This is a genomic window from Aurantimonas endophytica, from assembly GCF_014196845.1.
GTDB lineage: Bacteria > Pseudomonadota > Alphaproteobacteria > Rhizobiales > Rhizobiaceae > Aurantimonas > Aurantimonas endophytica.
Map to the genome: position 1 here is coordinate 1,435,736 of NZ_JACIEM010000001.1, position 18,254 is coordinate 1,453,989.

Genomic DNA, 18,254 nt, shown 5'->3' on the forward strand with positions numbered 1-18,254 from the left:
TGCAGCAACCCGTCTTTGCAGGGCGACGCGGATCGCCAGCAACGACCCGGCGAGGAGGAACACCGGAACCTGTCGCCGCTTCGCGATGCGTCCGCAGCTTCGTCTGGCGAGACGACGGCATAGGCGCGATCCTGCGCCTCGCGGATGCGCGCGTCGATCAGGCTGAGGTGGGCATGCCGCTTTGTCTGGTTCAGCCAGGGCATCTCCACGCCAGTGCGAACGGGTCGGCCAATCTCTCGGGTAGCGCAAGCTGCGGTATCAGGTAGCAAAAGCCATCAAACGGACGGCAGTTTACGACCCAACCCTGTCATTTGGGAGATTGCTACAGCCTCCTCAAACCGGCCGTTCGGGCAATCAGCAGCCATCCCGTTTCGCCGGGTCCGACAGTCTGTTTCGGGACAACGCTATCGTGAACAGATCTCGTGAAAACCGCCCCGCCCGAACGCATCAGGCAGTCCGATCCCGCCGCGACTGTCCTGCTGAATCCTCCTTTTCTGAAATGTGCTGGCGGCAGCAGCGCTCGGTTCTGATCAGTCTAAAGCGCTTAGCGTCGCTTCCAGGTGATCCACGATCGCCCGGACTTTCGCTGATGGCCTCGGACCCGCGGGGAAAACAGCATAGACTTCGGCCGGATCGAGCCGGTAGGTTTCGATCAGTTGAGTAAGCTGACCATTGCGCAGTTCTTCTCCCGCCATGATACGGGTCGCCAGCGCGATGCCCAGCCCCGCTATCGCAGCCGCCAGAACCCCAGGCGCTGAGTTAATCCAAAGCCTGGCGGAAACATCGACTGAAGTGACGGTCTGATTGTGCGTGAAGCGCCAGCTCTCGCGACCAAAAAGGCCGTGCTGAACGATACAATCGTGCCGGGCGAGCTCGGCCGGACTGTCGGGCGTGCCATAAGCTGAGAGATAGGCTGGCGCCGCGACCACCAGTCGCTCGACCAGCGCCAGCCTGCGGGCGCCGAAGGTGGAGTCATCCAGAGGTCCGACGCCCAGGCGAATGGCGACATCGACCCCGTCCGCGATGAGGTTTTGGCGCGCATCGCTCATGATCATCTCGACCCGAAGATCCGGATGCCGCCCGAGGAACGTCGCCAGCGCTGGAATGACCGCGCGCGCGCCATAGAGCACCGGCATGGCAAGGCGGATCACGCCATGCAGCGAGTCCATCCCCCGGGCTGCCTGCTCGGCCTCCTCCATCTCCGCGAGCAGGTATCTCGCCCGCTCCAAATACAGGGTGCCGGCTTCGGTCAGCGAAATGCTGCGAGTGGTGCGCAGCAGCAGAGTGATGCCCAGCCGCGCCTCTAGTGTACCGACGATGCGGGATACTGAGGGTTGCGAAAGATTCAGTTCGCGCGCCGCACGTGAAAGACCGCCGCTCTCTGCCACGCGGACGAACACGGCCATCTCCTGCCAGCGGTCACTCATTCTGAATCCGGATAACTGTTGTTTGTATCAGACAGATACCCGGACTTTCCCGGATAACCTAATTCTCGGTTGACGGCGGCTCGACCCGCCTGATCCCAGAGGAGCATTTGCTAATGTCGATCAAGATATACGGCGACCCCGGTTCGGGCAGCCTGCGCCGCGTCACGTCCGCAGCAGCCATCATGAATATCGCCATCGAGCGCGTGAGCATCGATCTTTTCAAGGGCGAGAGCCATACGCCCGCCTTCCTGGAGATGAACCCGCATGGGCTGTCGCCGGTAATGGTGGACGGCGATGTCGTTCTCTACGAGGCGTCGGCGATCAACATCTACCTCGCCGAAAAAGCCGCCTCGGACCTGCTCGGCTCCTCACCGCACGAGCGTTACCAGATCTTGCAGTGGATGTTCTGGTCGGGCGAGCAGTGGCGGATATTCGCGACGCTTACCTTCGATGAACGGATCGGGAAGCGCTTCATGGGCCAGCCCGAGGACGAGAGCATCGTAGGGTTGGCGTTCGCCAGGCTCCGGGCGGGCGCGGCCGTGCTGGACGCTCATCTCGCGGAGCGTCAGTTCGTCGTCGGCAACCATCTGACGCTGGCCGACATAGACATCGCGGCGCCCTTTTCGCAGTCAGCGCGCACCGGGGTTCCCTTCTCGGAATTCCCGAACCTTGTCGCCTGGCAGCAACGGCTCCTCGACACCGTGCCGGCTTGGGCAGAGACGAAGCGGGAGGTGGACGAGCGTATCGACGGTGCGCTGGCCGGTGCAGGAATGGAACTGTGAGCATGGAGGCCCCGACGGTGGATCACGAACTTTTCTGGATCAGCGGCAGTCCCTACGCGTGGCGGGTGCAATTGGCTCTCGGATACAAGGGCGTGCCATATGCCTCCCGCCGCATGGACTCGGCCAGGCAGGAGAATCGCTCGCCCGCATTCATAGAGCTCAATCCACGCGGCAAGGTGCCCGTCCTGAAGACCGGAAACGTGGCGCTCTACGAATCCGTGGCGATCATCGCCTTCCTGGATCGCGCCCATCCTGCTGTGCCGCTGTTCGGCCAGACGGTGAAGGAGCACGGCCACATCTGGCAGCGCGTCAGCGAATTCGAGAATTACACCCGCGATATGTTGGATGTGGAGATCGTCCGCCCGCTGTTGCGCGGTTATGCGAAGGACGACCCCGGGGCGATGCGCGCGTCTGCCGCTCGCGTGTATGATGCGCTTGGCTGGATGGAGCAAGCCCTGTCGATCGCGCCTTATCTGGCGGGGAATGACATCACAGCCGCGGACATTGTCGCACTGCCGAATATCCAGATGCTGCGGCGGGTCGCCGTGCGTCCTCAAGCCATCGAGATGGCGCTGGGCCTCGAAACTCTCGACGCGCATCTGCCCGCACTGGGCGCGTGGCTGTCGCGGATGGAGGCGATGCGGGGCTATGACGCTGCTTATCCGCCGCATTGGCGGATCTGATCAGGGTACGCAGCGCGCGCGAAAATAATGTCTGCCTGCCATCACTTCTCAGAAGCCAATCGACTCCCGATAACCATCATAACCATCAGTCTCATGACGGCGGCTATTGCCACTGTTGGTCTGAGAAGCCGCCGTTCCGTTCTCCCCCCAACCCACCGATTTCCCAGCGCTCGTAGCCAAGTCCCTTCGGTGGCTTTTGCCACCGAAGGGCGGTCAGCTGCCTGGACGCCATCCAGTCGACACACCGGGCACCCCCGCATCATCTGCGGCGCGTCCAATCTTGCACCCTTGCCCATCCTCGGCTAGCCACAGCCTCTCCCGCACCGGATGGCCTGCCCATGTCGCGCCTGAGCGCCAATCTCCTGCTGCTGCTCGCCGGTGCCGTCTGGGGCATGGGCTTCGTCGCCCAGTCGACGGCGATGGACGCCGTCGGCCCGTGGACCTACACGGCGGCGAAATTCGCCGTCGCGGCGGTCGCCCTGGTGCCCTTCGCGATCGTCGAGGCGCGCCGGGCGAAGGCGCCCCTCCCGGCGCCCGCACGGGCCGGCTTCGTGCTGGTCGGGCTGATGCTGTTTGCCGGCGCGATCCTCCAACAGATCGGCATCGTCAGCACCTCGGTGACCAATGCCGGCTTTCTCACCGGGCTCTACGTCGTCTTCACCCCGATCCTCGCCTTCGTCCTGTTGCGCGCCCGGCCGCATTGGGTGGTCTGGCCCTCGGCCTTTGCCGCCTTTGCCGGGATCGTGCTGCTCGGTGGCGGCGGCGTTGCGGCCCCGGGTCTGGGCGACTGGCTGATGGTCGCCTGCGCGGTGTTCTTCGCGCTGCAGATCATCGCCGTCGGCGTCTTCGCCGGACCGACCGGGCGGCCCCTCACCCTCTCCTTCACCCAGTTCGCGGTGGCCGCCGTCCTCGCCGGTCTCGGCATGCTGGTGCTGGAAGCACCGACGCTCGCGGCGCTCGCGTCCGCCTGGCCCGAAATCCTCTATGGCGGCCTGTTTTCCACCGCCCTCGCCTTCACCCTGCAGACCATCGGCCAGCGCCACACCACCGCCGCCCAGGCGGCGATCTTCCTGTCCTCGGAAGCTTTGTTCGCCGCCCTGTTCGCGGCGGTGCTGCTCGGCGAGCGCATCGCCGCCATCGGCATTCTCGGCTGCATCCTGATCTTCGCCGCCATGCTCGCCGTGGAACTGGTGCCGCAATTTAGAACTACAAGAGTGTTCAATTAGCCGTATACAAAGGGCAGATCGCTAAACCAGCGTCAGAATATATACTTATTAAATATCGACGCCTTATAGCCCGCTTACGGTTTCCGCAAATCTCCACTCTACCATTGGATGACATCCCGCTTGAATAAGCGTTCTCTGAACTGCCATCCTATCGTTGTCGCAGTGGACTAAAAACACTACCGGCTTTGAAAGATCAACGTTGCACAACACCCGCTCGGCCGCTCTACAAATGCGTTCTACGACACTCCATTCTTCTGATTTCGTATGAGCAGTACCTATTTCGACGTAATGATTATGATACCGCCAGTTACCCTCCTCCATTGCATTCAATACGATATGCCGATCAGCAGAAATCAACGAAAACGTCGGGTACTTTCTAAAGTCTACAACATCGCTTGAGCGAAACTTCTTCAGCAAAGAAATAAATGTGTGACCGTGCACCTCTTGCATGGGAATGCAGAACGCTTCAATGATTTTTTTAACACTGCGTGGCTCAAGATCGTAGTCAAAGAAGCGGTATTGCTCCTCATGAGCCTCGTTTATTGTAACGGGATATTCCTTCTTAGTAATCTTTGGACGAAACTCGACAAGGTTAGATGCCCTGATCACGACACTTCTCCTTCCCTATTAGCAAGCTTCGCTTCCATAGCTGTGTAATGTACTCGAGAGAGTTGGAATCCATCCCCCCATTCAGACGCTCCTTGGCCGATAAAAGCACCTGTAACCTTATCCTTCAGCGGAACGTCTTTACTGAACGCCTTTGCATACATCCGCGGCGCAACGCCGACAAAAGGCTGGAAAAGCGTCTTCGGAGTATCTGGCCTCGGAGAACCCGGGAGACGCTTTTTGCTGGTTGAAGGATCAACATCGAGCGCGACCTCAGTACATTTGATGGACGACACAGATGGCCGCTCCCAACCAATCTGGGAGGTGGTGATTGAGTCGGCATGCAGATCGGTTGCGCGGCTTTTAGCATACGGCTCGATAAAATGGACTTCATCCACGCCAGCAGACACTATATGTCGCGCACAGTAGTGACAGGGAAATGTAGTGACATAAAGGCGCTTCCCTCGCGGCGAGACGCCTAATCGCGCCGCAGAGAGAATTGCATCCATCTCAGCGTGGACAGCCCGACTAAACTCCAAGAGCGCTCCAACATCCGTTTTCCTTAATCGGGCCGCAAGCGCATTGCGATCGACGGTAACTTTCAGATCATCGTCGAGAGCATGGATCAGGCCCTCAATTATTCTGTTTTGTTCTGTATTATTTCTACACTGGGGCGCAGGTTGATACACACAACGGTCGTCGTCTGTACTGTCATAATGTTCGCCATAAACACCACCACCCGCTCTCGGAACTTCATTTGTTCCTACTGAAACAACGTTTCCTTGCTCATCAACAAGGGCCGCCCCTACTTGACGCGACATACAAGCGCTACGCTTCTGGGCAGAATGTGCTTGATGCATTGCAGTCTCGCCAATTGTCGGCCTTTCAACCTTACTTCGCGTCATAATGCGGACAAGTCTCTGCAAGTGCTCGTTCATCACAGTTGCGACGTCAGTTGGCTTCGCTCTAGGGAAAGAATTGTCGACATAAAAGTCAGCAAGTTCAAAAACTGAGGTCACATGCTGGCCGTGGGGGAGGTCGGATTCACTGTCCCTCTCGATAATATCATCGATTTGCGCCAACTTTTCGGGATTCTGACGATCAGCGCCATAGAGGCGATTTTCTATGAGGCGATCTCTTCTTTCCTCACGATCACAGACCACTCCAACTAAAGCGAATGCACTTCCGTATACCCTGCGTAAAATTTTTACTTCATCGGGATGCCGAAGCGAGTCTATAATAAAAGCCCTGGGAAGCTCGTCTACTTCAGCAATATTCAGACCCGTCATCTCCGCTCGGTAATTTAGTATCTGCCCCATAATCGCTCTGGCTACGGCTGTGGTATCAGCCTCCCTCATGCGATCGCCCAAATCTTGTAGCTTGACGACATCATCAGCGGTCTTTCTAGAGTTCGACCCACTCGCATCCCGATTAGCCCAAGCAGAGATAAGGGAACTAGCTTTTATCAATCTCGTGTCATAATTTGCTCCCCCCGAAGAATGGTGCTTGAATTCTTCTGTCAAAAAATTAGCCGCCGTGGATGCACCAGCGCCAGCAGGCCCCACGACGGCAATAAACACTTCCTTTGATATATTCCTCCTTGATAAGTCCTTTCCGTTAGGGCTAGATACCAGTTGTTTTCCGCCGTCGAAAACGCGCCTCGGTCTACTCTCAATACTGACCACTCTGTTCTTCATGGCGATCCTTTGACGCATCGATGTTGGGGCGAGGCACATGCCGGTTGCGAATCGATAGCGAATCGATAGCCAATGATAACCTCGATGGTTCCGGCGGCAAAACATTCACTACCGCTCCCTCTTAGGATCGATTGAATTGGCACCATGGCCTTCGCCCAGCAGCCCTATGCGCCCGCCCTTTCTGTTTAACACTTTGAACGGACGGAGGGGATTATGGACGCCGAAGACCAGCCGAAAGGCGAACTCACCATGCGGGTGCCGGCCATGCCGGCGGACGCCAATGCCAATGGCGACATTTTCGGCGGCTGGGTGATGGCGCAGATGGATCTTGCCGCCGGCATACGCGGCGCCGAACGGGCGCATGGCCGCGTCGCCACCGTCGCGGTCAACGCCCTGACCTTCCGCAAGCCCGTGAAGATCGGCGACACGCTCTGCGTCTATTCGGTCATCGACAAGGTCGGCCGCAGCTCGATCTCGCTCTCCATCGAGGCCTGGGCGCAGCGCCATCTGACCCGCGAGCGCATCAAGGTGACGGAGGCCTCCTTCGTCATGGTGGCGATCGACGAGGAAGGCCGCCCGGTACCGGTGCCGCCCGAGGCGCCGGCAATCCCCTGACGCCGCGCTACTTGCAGACCACCCGGCGGCGGTTCTTGGCGTCGAGATGCAGATGGTCGCGATGCGCGTGGTTGTAGCCGGGGCCGAGCACCGTGCCGAAATAGCGGCAGGCCGATTCCCGCACCGCGCTCTGGAAGGATTTCTGCCGGAACGAGAAGAAACCCTTCTTCTCCACGTCGAACAGCGACCCGTCGGAAAACTGGAAGCCGCGCACGTCGAGCGCGTTGCCGGTCGCGTGTTCGGAGACGGTGCGCGAGCCGGCGATGCGCGAGCAGCGATAGGACGAGGCGTTGAGCACCGCCGTCGGACGCTTCCACATCTTCCAGCGCGCCGCCGGCTTGACCTCGTCCTCGACCCATTTCGAGATGCGCACGGCCGAGGCGCAGTTCAGCGTCGCCGCCGGCTTCATCGCGACGCCCTCGGCGATGGCGGTGATCTTCACCGGGTGCGGGATGCCGCAGCCTCTTCCCTTGCCGATCGGCGCGACATCGACGAATTGCACGCCCATCTTGCGCAGGGTGGCGCGGCATTGCGCCTCCGCGCGCGGCATGGCGCGATAGCCGGTCGGCGTCTGGTCCTCCAGCGCGCCGCGGCCCGGCACGGTGGCCTCCGGCCGCACCGGCACCGGCTCCAGCGCCGCGACCGCCCGCTGTGGCGCCGGCGCGGGTGCGACGGGCGGCGGCGGCGGGGCCGCCTGGGGCTCGGCTTCCTTCAGCCCGGCCCAGGGGTCGCCTTGCGGAAGCGCCGGTTCGTATTGGCCGGCAGCCAAATCGTCGATGCTGACCGGCGCGGCGAGTGGCGGCGGCGCGGCCATCGGCTGCGACTGCATCGCCGGTGGCGGCGCAGCGGCTTGTGCCCCGCCGCCGAGCAGATCCTCGGTCAGCGACCAGCCGTCTTCGGCCGGCGCCGGCGGCGGGCTCGGCGCCGCGCCCTGCTGCGCCATGCTGTGATCCACCAGCGCCTCGTAGCCCTGATCGCTGAGCCGCGGGGCGCTCGGCACATAGCCCTCGCCGGGCGCCGGCAGGCGGCCGCCCCACATCAGCTGTTCGCCGCCGGGCACCGCCGCCGGCGGGACCGGGGCGAAGTCGGACTGGGCAAGGGCACCGGGCAGATGGCTCGCCGCCGCGAGTGCGACGGCGAGCGCGGCGATGCGCCAGACGCGTTTACGCGGAACCATGCGTTGGCCTTTCGTCATCCGCGGAACTCGAGCGGATGCGAAAAACCCTAGGCAGGTTTGGTAAGCGAAGGATGAACACCCGCCAGGGAAGATCGCCGCGACGCCGATCCCGCGCAATCGTGATCGCCGAACCGGGTGGCCGGGAACGAACCCGGCAACCCCGCGGCGCCCGCCCCGTTGTCAGGCAACCCCTCGTTCAACGGAGTTCTTCGATGACCCTGCGCCCGCTCGCCCTCACCGCCCTGCTCCTCGCCGCCGGCCTCGGCCTTGCCGCCTGCGACGAGCCCGCCGTCCAGCCCAGCGAGGTCGGCAGCGGCGACGGCCCGACCGGCGGCGACGGCTCGGCCAACCCCGCCGTCGACACCAGCGGCGACCCCGACGCCGAAGGCGTCGTGCCGGCGGAGCAGGACCCGCAGTAACCGCCGCCGCCCGACATCCCGGTCGCCGCCTGCAGATCGGCGGCGGCGACCGGCTGCCGCTTCTTCCAAGCCGGCCCCTGCCTCTCTATATGCGGCCCATGGCTTCCCGACCGAGACAGACCCGCCCCGCCAAGTCCCTCCCCGACGAGGCGCCGTTCGACCCCGGCGCGCCGGCGCGCCGCGGGCCGCTGCAGGACTTTTCCGATGCCGCCGAGCGCCAGCCGGACGGCTTCGGCGAGGCGCCGCAGGCGAATTTCGACAGTGGCACGCCGCTGGACGGACCCGTCTCCGGCTGGGCCGATGCGATCGCCAGCGAGGCCGCCGCCACCCCGGCGCCGAAGCCGCCGAAGCCCCGCGCCGCCGACCGGCCGATGAAATCCTCCCGCGGCACCTCGATGGGCGGCACCAGCGACCCGAAGCAGCGCGCCGCCGCCGGGCTCAACCCGGTCGCCGGCCTCGACGTCAGCCTTGAGGATGCCGGCCGCCTGCCGGAAGGCGGCGTCACCGCCACGGTCGAGGCGCTGACCAAGCTGATCTCCGAGGGCGACCCGCTCTTGAAGGACGGCAAAGTCTGGATCCCGCACCGCCCCGCCCGGCCGGACAAGTCGGAAGGCGGCGTGCCCTTCCGCATCGCCTCCGACTACGTGCCGATGGGCGACCAGCCGACCGCCATCAGGGACCTCGTCTCGGGCATTTCCGAGCACGACCAGACCCAGGTCCTGCTCGGCGTCACCGGCTCCGGCAAGACCTTCACCGTCGCCAACGTCATCGAGCACACCCAGCGCCCGGCGCTGGTGCTGGCCCCCAACAAGACGCTGGCGGCGCAGCTCTACGGCGAGTTCAAGAACTTCTTCCCCGACAACGCCGTCGAGTATTTCGTCTCCTACTACGACTACTACCAGCCCGAGGCCTACGTGCCGCGCTCGGACACCTATATCGAGAAGGAATCCTCGATCAACGAGCAGATCGACCGGATGCGCCATGCCGCGACCCGGGCGCTGCTCGAGCGCGACGACGTCATCATCGTCGCCTCGGTCTCCTGCATCTACGGTATCGGCTCGGTCGAGACCTACACGGCGATGACCTTCCAGATGGCCGTCGGCGACCGGCTCGACCAGCGCCAGCTCCTCGCCGACCTCGTCGCCCAGCAGTACAAGCGCCGCGACATGGACTTCCAGCGCGGCTCGTTCCGCGTCCGCGGCGACACGATCGAGATCTTCCCCGCCCATCTGGAGGACCGCGCCTGGCGCATCTCGATGTTCGGCGACGAGATCGAGCAGATTCAGGAGTTCGACCCGCTCACCGGGCAGAAGACCGGCGACCTCAAGTCGGTGAAGATCTACGCCAACTCGCATTACGTCACGCCTCGCCCGACGCTGAACCAGGCGGTGAAGTCGATCCGCGAGGAGCTGAAGCACCGGCTCGTCGAGCTGGAGAAGGCCGGCCGCCTGCTCGAAGCCCAGCGGCTCGAGCAGCGCACGCGTTTCGACATCGAGATGATCGAGGCCACCGGTTCGTGTCCGGGCATCGAGAACTATTCGCGCTACCTCACCGGCCGCCAGCCAGGCCACCCGCCGCCGACTTTGTTCGAGTACCTGCCCGACAACGCCCTGGTCTTCATCGACGAGAGCCACGTCACCGTGCCGCAGATCGGCGCGATGTATCGCGGCGACTTCCGCCGCAAGGCGACGCTGGCCGAATACGGCTTCCGCCTGCCCTCCTGCATGGACAACCGGCCGCTGCGCTTCGAGGAGTGGAACGCCATGCGGCCGCAGACCGTCGCGGTCTCGGCCACCCCCGGCAGTTGGGAAATGGAGGAGGCCGGCGGCGTCTTCGCCGAGCAGGTCATCCGCCCCACCGGCCTGATCGACCCGCCGGTCGAGATCCGCCCCGCCCGCTCCCAGGTCGACGACCTCGTCGGCGAGATCCGCGAGACCGTCGCCAAGGGCTACCGCGTGCTCGCCACCGTGCTCACCAAGCGCATGGCCGAGGACCTCACCGAATATCTGCACGAGCAGGGCATCCGCGTGCGCTACATGCATTCCGACATCGACACGCTGGAGCGCATCGAGATCATCCGCGACCTCCGCCTCGGCGCCTTCGACGTGCTGGTCGGCATCAACCTCCTGCGCGAGGGGCTCGACATCCCCGAATGCGGCCTCGTCGCCATTCTCGACGCCGACAAGGAAGGCTTCCTGCGCTCGGAGACCTCGCTGATCCAGACCATCGGCCGCGCCGCCCGCAATATCGACGGCAAGGTCATCCTCTATGCCGACCGCACCACCGGCTCGATGGAGCGCGCCATCGCCGAGACCAGCCGGCGCCGCGAGAAGCAGGAGGCCTACAACGCCGAGCACGGCATCACCCCGGCCTCGGTGAAGGCGCATATCGCCGACATTCTCGACAGCTACTACGAGAAGGACCACGTCCGCATCGACGTCGGCCCCGGCGCGAAGGAGGGCGCCCTCGTCGGCAACAACCTCAAGTCCCATCTGGAACATCTCGAGCGCCAGATGCGCGAGGCCGCCGCCGACCTGGATTTCGAAACGGCGGCCCGCCTGCGCGACGAGCTCAAGCGCCTGCGCGCCAAGGAACTCGAATTCGGCGGCATCCCCGCCGGCGACGCCCACCTCAGCGACGGCGGCCTCGGCGACACCGCCGCCGACGCGATCGCCTTCGAGGAGGACGCCGTCTCCCCCGTCACCGGCCGCTCCAAGCACGGCCGCAAGACCAAGCGCGACCGTGCCCCCGCCGGCGGCGAACGCTTCGGCCCGCGCGGCGAACCGCTGAAGCCCCGCGGCGAAGGCTCGCCCCGCCGCCCCGCGCCGCTTTCCCGTCCGGCCCCGGCCGGCGATACGCCCGCCGCCACGCCGGCTGCCGCGTCCTATTTCCACAAGCCTTCGCTCGACAGCATGGGCCCCGGCACCGACACGGCCGTCCCCGCCGGCCCCTCGCTGTTCCGCAAGAACTCCCTCGACGAAATGACCGTCGGCCGCACCGAAAAGCCCACCGGCAAACCGGCCCCGAAGAAGCCCGCAGCCCCTACCTCCCCCTCCGATGGGGGAGGTCGCGCCGAAGGCGCGGGTGGGGGTGACGGCAAAAACCCCCCACCCGTCGCTTCGCGACGACCTCCCCACAAGGGGGAGGTAGAGAGCCCCGACTCCCCCGCCCCGATCCGCCGCGAGCGCGTCGGCCGTGGCTCCTACGAGGACCCCGCCGACCAACGCCGCAAGCGCCGCCCCGGCAAGACCGGGCGGCCGGGGCAGTAGGCTACGAAGCCCTCACCCGTCTGCTCGCTCCCGCTCGCATCCACCCTCTCCCCCTCGGGGAGAGGAAGGGCGCCCCCTCTGCCAAAGTACGTGGTGCATTCTTCTCCCCAAGGGGGGAAGGGTCCGCAGGACGGGCGAGACAAGCGGCTCGCCCCGGAGAAGGGCCGGATGAGGGATTCCGAGCGCAGCGAGCATGCGCCGTAGGACGAAGCGCGGGGGCGCCTGACGCCTCGACCTTCTCCCGAAGAGGGAGAAGGTCCCGGCAGGGGGATGAGGGCGAATCGCATCGACGCATCCGCCTAGCCCCTCTCCCCCCTTGAGGGGGAGAAGTCCGGCAGGACAGAGGGGGGCGTGCCGCCCACGAACGCTGGCGGCAAGTCGGCCGATCCGCGAAGCACCGACCCCGACTCTCCCGCTCCGATCCGCCGCGAGCGGGTCGGCCGCGGCTCCTACGAGGACCCCGCCGACCAGCGCCGCAAGCGCCGCCCCGGCAAGACCGGGCGGCCGGGGCAGTAGATGGCGCGGACTCAGCCGCCTGCTTGCGCCCGCCCGTCCCCGCGAAGACCCGATCTCACGGCCCAGTCTTAGATGTAGCCCACGCGTTTCAATCCGGCGTCACCTCCCCCTTCCGCGACGGCAGGACTTTTCCGCCTGTGTACTTCGTGAAATGATCGCCGAAGCAGAATAAAGGCTTTCGTGCGAATGCTTTCGCAATTGTCGGACGCTTCGGTCATAATTCCGGTTCATTCGCACCTGCTAAATTAGGCTTCAAACTCAATGAACTCAGCTGAGACAAGGTTTAAGAAGGCAATAGATTCACAAGTGAATCTTTTTACGCCAATGCCCCTAATTCATATTACTGATGCATACTCGTTTATAGATATACTTGGGCCGAGCCGCATTAGTCCATCACCTTGCACCGTATTTGGCGAAGATTTAACTTATATGTTCTACGGTCGTCCGGCCTACCAGACGCACCACAAAGGAACGAACTTTCTTAGCGCTAATTTTCCTGTGGCGTTCATCTTCGATCCTGACAAGCTGAACGCTACATGTATGAGCGTTTACCCTTTTGACACAGGCGCATTTCACGCTGGGCTCTACAGCAACTTCTTCCACAGCAAATCTGCAATCGATCACTTTCGCCTTCCCGGCTCAACGAGTTCCGCACAAAAGATCGTTGCATATTTCTATCGATCGAACGAGGAATACTTCTTTGGAGGAAGTCGCAAGAACGTCGAGGTGCCTAACCTCAACTTTGAAATCGAGGGCGTACATGAGCTCTCTAGAATAACAGCAAATCATAACGATGGCACCTTTAATCCCGATCTTAGATCTTCCTCAATTGAATTCATATTTGATAGAGAAATTGACTTGACTGGATGCTTGCTTGGAATAGTAGTTCCACAAGTTTGCTTAGATGACATACATATAACCGACGCAATAAATGTAATAAACCCAAAGCACATATCTACATATAGTGGAATACATAATATAGGTTCAGCATCAATACTAGGTATTTTATTTGATAAGACCTATGAAATTTACCGCAAGGAGGGCATAATTTGAAATTTCTCAAAGCTCTGTACATGCACCATCAAATGGCGCCGTCAGTTTCAATGCCTCTTTTTAGTGATGAAGATGGTCAACAGTGGTTTAAGCAGGAGATCGATAGCGGACATCGCGTTCAATCATTTGTACCGTTGAATGATATTGAGCCCGGTCGAGTAAAATATTTAGAGCAAACTGTGACTTCAGAGCGCCCCCTTATGCAAGGTGATTTTGCATTATATGCAATTAATCTAAGTGATCATGAAATTTCGATTGGAACTTTTCAAAATATCAAGTCCAAATTTCGTCTTAATTTGATTGACAAAAGCATACTACAAGGCAGCCCGTTTCTATCACTTGAACTTGCTCATTTCCTCCAAGATCGGGCTTGGCAGCAGCGAGCGGCGGTCGAATGCGCAGCATCGCTTGAAAGAGTGAGTGAGGGGCTAAAGCGGAAATGGGTAGAGTCGATAGCTGACCAGCCGTACGCAGAATACGTTAACATAAATGACAACAGTGAGATTGATGAAAGTCGGATTGTCAATCTCAATTTCACTGCAACAATTCAAGTACTTCAATCCATGACGCGCTATTCACGCAATGTACTTGGAAAAAACCGCTCTAATGAGATATATCGTTTAATAGGCGAGACATTCCTCAGAGAGGATTATCAGTTTGACGCAGAATATTTTGTTGATTTTGCCGATGAATACCGAGACTATATGAAAAGTGCTAGCGATTTGCAGCTTGGACTTGAGTACATAAATGAAGCGAAAGCGAATATCGCGATTTCGCCCGACGACTATCGGAAAGTCCGAAGTGCCGCCGATAGCATAATGCCATCTCTTTTCGAACTATTAGAAGGTAGGTTTCTTGAGTTTAGGAGTCTAATGGTTCCTTTCCTTTATAATAGAAATAGGTGCGTCGGTACACTTATTTTCATGGAGTATATGAAGCAAAACCCAGGCTTCCGGAGATATTATTTTGATAAGCCGATATTGAGTTTTTACAGACATGAATATCAGGAAGAATTGGAGAATTCTTCTCGGATCCGAGTAATACGCGCTCGTTTGCACGAAGACTTACCATTGTAACCCGCCAAGGCATGTGTGTTCGAGACGTGCTGAGGCGCGGATTGAACGTCTGGGAAACCAGCACGGCCGGCGATGGCAGACGATCTCGCGTCAGCCGCCGATGTAAAGGGTTCGCGCTGCGAGGGAGTAGATAACTTTAAGCCGATCAGGCCTACCCCCGCGAGTTCCGCCCGCTCCCCGTCCTCTCCGTAGGCGGCGCTGCGCCGAGCTGTCCTTGCCTCATAAAGGCACGCCAAGGGCGGCACCGCCAAAGACGTTATCCCCACCCCCTCACCCCTCCCGCATAATCCCCCCATCGCCGCCCACGGCGGGCACGGACGATCGCCGGGATCGCCCGGGGGCGGCGAGCGGTGTCCGCGCCGGCGCCTCTTCCGGAGAGGCGCCGACCCGGACGGGCCGAACCGTCGCCGGACCGTCCCCCACTACGAGGGGGCCGCGGATCGATCCGCTTGAGCCCGCAAGGGCGAAGAGCCGGCCGGAAGGGGGTTTAGCCAGCCCGTAAGCTCCTCGCGGGGCTCGTCGCTGGCCGGAACTCAATTCCACTCGGACCGACAAGACACCGCGCGGATCGCCGACGGCGTGCCGCTCTTACCAAAAGCCGATGGCGTGCCGTCGGCGATCCGCCGCCCGCCAGGGCGGCCGCATGCGGCAGACCGCCGGCCCCGCTCGGGCGCGGCGACGCTTCCGCACGCCCGCAGTCAAGGAGCCCCGGAACCCGAAGGAGGATGACATGCCGACCGCGCCGATCGACCCGCCGCTGACGCCGGAGGAAATCGCCGAAAGCCGCCGGATCAGCGAGGCGCACATGAAGCTCGTCGGCGACGCGCTCGAGAACGCGCCGAAACAGCCGCGGCGCTCGAGGAAGTCGCCGCCCCGGCGGGCCCGCTCGGGGGTGGATTTGCGGCCGGAGCGCCTGCTGCCCAGCCTGGCGCTGTTGCTGACGCCGTTCTGCAAGCGCGGCGCCTGCCGGCGGGCCGGGCATTGCTGCTTCGGCGAGCGCCCCGCCGACGCGGCGGGCGTCGCCGACCCGCACGGCGCCGCCCCGTGCTTCGCCCGGCTGCCGCTCGTGGTCCAGTACGTCCTGCCCTACGCGATCATGCGCTGGCACTATCCGGAGCGCTTCCGCGACGAGTTCACCATCCGCTGCGAGAAGGGCTGGCTCGACTTCGCCCGCCGCAAGATCGCGGAGGCCGCGGCGGCGCGCGAGGCGCAAAGCGAGGGTGCGGCGGGCGGGACGGACGCCGCGCCAGACGCCCTTCCCCCGCCGCCGCGCCAGCCGGAGCCCCTCGCCCCACCGACGCCGCGCCCGCGGCTGACGCAGTTCTGATGGCGCATGGCACGGCCGACGCCGCCTGGATCCTCGGGACGGGGCCCGAGGACCCATTCCTCCGCCCCGGAGCGCACTGCGCGGCAAATACAAGTTGCCGACACCTCGCGCGTGGCGCGAAAAACCCGAGACGCCCCTACGGCGTCTCCTGCCCCGGCACCAGCCCGCCCGATGGCGTGGCGGCGATGGCGGAGGGCGTGATCCCGCCGACGGTCGGCAGCGACGAGGGCGCCCCGTCATTGTCGCCGAAGCCGAACAGGAACGGGATGCCGCGGTTGGGCGGCCGCAGCACCACCCGCCCGTCCGGCAGGCGCACCGGCACCGAGCGTGCCTTCTCGCGCTTCGACAGGAAGACGCCCACCGTCTCCGCCCGGTCGCGATCCTCGAAACGGTCCTGCGCCATGGCGGCGACGGAACCGAAGGACGGAAGGGCGATCAGCGCGGCCAGCGCGAGCGTCAGGGATCGGGTCATGGCGGGCTCCTTTCGGAATGAACGCGCCGGCGGCCGCTCTGGTTTCGCGTGCCGGCCGGCGCCGCGCCTCAGTACCAGCGCTGGCCGGGCACCAGGCCGCCCGAAGGCGTGTTCTCGTAGCCGCGATAGTTTTCGCGCGGTGCGCTGGTGGCGGAACAGCCGGCGAGCGCCAGCGACAGGATCAGGGCAACGGCAAGGGCAGGCATCGGAATTCTCCATGGGATTGCGTCCCCGAGAACGCCGCCGCTGGCTTGCAGTTGCCTCACCGGCCATGCCTCCCGCAATCGTTACTCCTCGGGCTCCAGCGCCGCGAGCGCCTCGATCAGCCCGATCATCGGGAGCCGCGCCGCCTGCCGCGCCTCCGGCGCCGTGGCGCAGGCGAGCGTGTAGAGCCGGCCCTTCACCCCCCAGAGGAACGCCGGCATCGCCAGGTAGCCGACGCGGGTGCGCAGGCCATAGTCGCGCCGCACCACGTCGCGGCCGCCCAGCGCCTGCAGCGCCGGCACGCCGCGCTCGGCAAAGCCGCCGCGCGCCGGCCCGCTCGCCAGCGCCGGCTTCAGCTGCCGCGCCGCGCCTGCGAGCCAGACCTCGTAGTCGGCCCAGGGCATCACGTCGGGGTTCATCACGTCCTTGGCCGTCAGCCAGCGCGACCCGGCCGGCCGCGGCGGCGCGACCGCGTAGAGGCAGGCGAGCCCCGCCGACGGGCAGGCCGCGCCGGTGCAGTCGAAGCGCTGCGGTTCCTCCAGCGTCGCTTCGGCCGGCACGCCGGCGCGCCAGCCCGGCACCGCCAGTTCGCCCGGCGCCGCCAGCGCCGCGCCGAGCCCGGCGAGCAGCGCCGCGGCCGTCAGGATGCGAAGCAGCATTGGCGGCCTAGTAGAACAGCGAGTTGTCGAGCTGCTCGGCCTGCTTCGCCCATTTACCCCCGGGGTCGTTGACCGGCTTGGTGGCGCAGCCGGCCACCGACAGGGCGGCGAGGAGGAAGAGGGCAAGGCGGATTGTCATGGGATTCGTGTCCGAAGGAGCGGGACCGCATTCTCGCCTGCCCGCCGCACCGTTTCAAGCGATCAGCGCCGCCTGGCCAGGACCAGGTGGCCCGGCGCCTTCTGGCCCTCCTGCCAGCGCACCGTGATGTCCTCGCAGCTCAGCGTGTCGAAGCCGTGCGCTTCGAGCCGGTCCTGCACATAGCGCGCCCGATGGTGGAAGCGCTGGTGCGGCCCGACCATGAAATCGCGGGCGCCGAACGCTTCGTCGGAAAGCGTCTCGGTCGAGAAGGCGAGGATGCCGCCGCCGGCCATCCGCTGCGCAGCGCCGGCGAACAGCGGGTCGAGGTCGCCGAGATAGGGCAGCACGTCCGCCGCCACGACGAGATCGAACGGTTCCTCCTCGTCGAAATCCTCGAGGAAGCCGACCGCCTCGCCGATGAACAGCTGGTCGTGGACGCCCTTGTCGAAACAGATCTCGATCATGCCTTCGGAAAGATCGACGCCGATGATGGTCTCCGCCCGATCGGCCAGCGCCTCGCCGGCAAGCCCGGTGCCGCAGCCGAGATCGAGCATCCGCCGGTAGGGGCCGGGCGCGATCTCCGCCAGCCGCTCGGCAATCAGGGCGGGTACGCCGTACTGCAACTGCCTGACGAGAATGTCCTCGAAGGCGTCGGCGTGCTGGTCGAACAGGGTGGCGACATAGGCGTCGCCGGCCGAGGCCGGCGTCTCGCCCTGCCCGAGCGCCGCCAGCCGGATCGCCGCGCCGCCGTGATCGTCCGGATCGAGGGCCAGGCACTCGCGATACGCTCCCGCCGCCCCGGCCGCCTCGCCGGCCTTCTCCAGCCTCAGCGCCCGGTTGTACGCCTCGGCCAAGGCCTCTTCGTCGAACCCGCCAGCCATCATCCGCTCCGTCATCATCGCCTGCG

Annotated in this window: 19 protein-coding genes; 10 read left to right on the top strand and 9 right to left on the bottom strand. The window is 63.5% G+C overall.

The genetic code is table 11. The annotated features are described in order from the left end of the window. Positions 1–530: 530 nt before the first annotated feature. Complete coding sequence (locus GGR03_RS07015; RefSeq protein ID WP_183206817.1) at positions 531–1,427, bottom strand: LysR family transcriptional regulator; 897 nt, start codon at positions 1,425–1,427, stop codon at positions 531–533. A 113-nt stretch (positions 1,428–1,540) separates the two neighbouring features. Here GGR03_RS07015 and GGR03_RS07020 point away from each other — a divergent pair, with 113 nt between their 5' ends. From GGR03_RS07020 to GGR03_RS07030, 3 genes are all read left to right on the top strand, one after another. Further along, complete coding sequence (locus GGR03_RS07020) at positions 1,541–2,209, top strand: glutathione S-transferase family protein (protein WP_183206818.1); 669 nt, start codon at positions 1,541–1,543, stop codon at positions 2,207–2,209. Positions 2,210–2,211: 2 nt separating this feature from the next. Then, positions 2,212–2,892 carry a glutathione S-transferase family protein gene (locus GGR03_RS07025; protein WP_183206819.1) on the top strand — a complete coding sequence of 227 codons (681 nt, stop codon included), beginning with the start codon at positions 2,212–2,214 and terminating at the stop codon, positions 2,890–2,892. A 338-nt stretch (positions 2,893–3,230) separates the two neighbouring features. Then, complete coding sequence (locus tag GGR03_RS07030) at positions 3,231–4,118, top strand: DMT family transporter (protein ID WP_183206820.1); 888 nt, start codon at positions 3,231–3,233, stop codon at positions 4,116–4,118. A gap of 63 nt (positions 4,119–4,181) precedes the next feature. Here the strand turns inward: GGR03_RS07030 and GGR03_RS07035 are convergent, their stop codons facing one another. Beyond that, complete coding sequence (locus GGR03_RS07035; protein ID WP_183206821.1) at positions 4,182–4,727, bottom strand: hypothetical protein; 546 nt, start codon at positions 4,725–4,727, stop codon at positions 4,182–4,184. Beyond that, positions 4,724–6,421 carry an anti-phage dCTP deaminase gene (locus tag GGR03_RS07040; protein ID WP_183206822.1) on the bottom strand — a complete coding sequence of 566 codons (1,698 nt, stop codon included), beginning with the start codon at positions 6,419–6,421 and terminating at the stop codon, positions 4,724–4,726. Before GGR03_RS07040 ends, GGR03_RS07035 begins: the two co-directional genes overlap by 4 nt. A 213-nt stretch (positions 6,422–6,634) precedes the next feature. Between GGR03_RS07040 and GGR03_RS07045 the strand changes: the two genes are divergently transcribed. After that, positions 6,635–7,036 carry an acyl-CoA thioesterase gene (locus GGR03_RS07045; protein ID WP_183206823.1) on the top strand — a complete coding sequence of 134 codons (402 nt, stop codon included), beginning with the start codon at positions 6,635–6,637 and terminating at the stop codon, positions 7,034–7,036. 7 nt (positions 7,037–7,043) lie between these two features. Here the strand turns inward: GGR03_RS07045 and GGR03_RS24210 are convergent, their stop codons facing one another. Next, positions 7,044–8,213, bottom strand: coding sequence for an extensin-like domain-containing protein (locus GGR03_RS24210; protein ID WP_246367621.1), 1,170 nt, complete (start codon positions 8,211–8,213; stop codon positions 7,044–7,046). Between the two features lie 212 nt (positions 8,214–8,425). On the opposite strand from GGR03_RS24210, the gene GGR03_RS07055 reads away from it, so the two are divergent. The 6 genes from GGR03_RS07055 (at position 8,426) to GGR03_RS07080 (ending at position 15,873) form a co-directional block, all read left to right on the top strand. After that, positions 8,426–8,632: a hypothetical protein gene (locus tag GGR03_RS07055; protein WP_183206824.1), complete on the top strand. Its 207-nt coding sequence runs from the start codon at positions 8,426–8,428 to the stop codon at positions 8,630–8,632. 98 nt (positions 8,633–8,730) lie between these two features. Next, positions 8,731–11,901 carry an excinuclease ABC subunit UvrB gene (gene uvrB / locus GGR03_RS07060; RefSeq protein ID WP_183206825.1) on the top strand — a complete coding sequence of 1,057 codons (3,171 nt, stop codon included), beginning with the start codon at positions 8,731–8,733 and terminating at the stop codon, positions 11,899–11,901. 351 nt (positions 11,902–12,252) lie between these two features. Then, positions 12,253–12,417: a hypothetical protein gene (locus tag GGR03_RS07065; RefSeq protein WP_183206826.1), complete on the top strand. Its 165-nt coding sequence runs from the start codon at positions 12,253–12,255 to the stop codon at positions 12,415–12,417. Between the two features lie 261 nt (positions 12,418–12,678). After that, a complete protein-coding gene (locus tag GGR03_RS07070; protein ID WP_183206827.1) occupies positions 12,679–13,470 on the top strand; it encodes a hypothetical protein in 792 nt (263 codons plus the stop codon). Next, the gene (locus tag GGR03_RS07075) at positions 13,467–14,546 is read left to right on the top strand and encodes a hypothetical protein (RefSeq protein ID WP_183206828.1); all 1,080 of its coding nucleotides are present in this window, start codon (positions 13,467–13,469) and stop codon (positions 14,544–14,546) included. The genes GGR03_RS07070 and GGR03_RS07075 overlap by 4 nt, the downstream gene beginning before the upstream one ends. A gap of 730 nt (positions 14,547–15,276) precedes the next feature. Beyond that, positions 15,277–15,873 carry a hypothetical protein gene (locus GGR03_RS07080; RefSeq protein WP_183206829.1) on the top strand — a complete coding sequence of 199 codons (597 nt, stop codon included), beginning with the start codon at positions 15,277–15,279 and terminating at the stop codon, positions 15,871–15,873. A 136-nt stretch (positions 15,874–16,009) separates the two neighbouring features. Here GGR03_RS07080 and GGR03_RS07085 read toward each other — a convergent pair whose 3' ends face one another. The 5 genes from GGR03_RS07085 to GGR03_RS07100 all read right to left on the bottom strand — a co-directional run bounded on the left by GGR03_RS07085 (position 16,010) and on the right by GGR03_RS07100 (position 18,246). Continuing rightward, positions 16,010–16,345: a hypothetical protein gene (locus GGR03_RS07085; protein WP_183206830.1), complete on the bottom strand. Its 336-nt coding sequence runs from the start codon at positions 16,343–16,345 to the stop codon at positions 16,010–16,012. 68 nt (positions 16,346–16,413) lie between these two features. After that, a complete protein-coding gene (locus GGR03_RS07090; RefSeq protein ID WP_183206831.1) occupies positions 16,414–16,551 on the bottom strand; it encodes a hypothetical protein in 138 nt (45 codons plus the stop codon). Between the two features lie 81 nt (positions 16,552–16,632). After that, complete coding sequence (locus tag GGR03_RS07095) at positions 16,633–17,208, bottom strand: hypothetical protein (protein ID WP_183206832.1); 576 nt, start codon at positions 17,206–17,208, stop codon at positions 16,633–16,635. A gap of 7 nt (positions 17,209–17,215) precedes the next feature. Next, positions 17,216–17,347, bottom strand: coding sequence for a hypothetical protein (locus GGR03_RS24575; protein ID WP_281378956.1), 132 nt, complete (start codon positions 17,345–17,347; stop codon positions 17,216–17,218). 62 nt (positions 17,348–17,409) lie between these two features. Next, positions 17,410–18,246 (bottom strand): class I SAM-dependent DNA methyltransferase, encoded by an 837-nt coding sequence (locus GGR03_RS07100; protein ID WP_246367622.1) that lies wholly within the window; start codon positions 18,244–18,246, stop codon positions 17,410–17,412. Positions 18,247–18,254 lie beyond the last annotated feature (8 nt).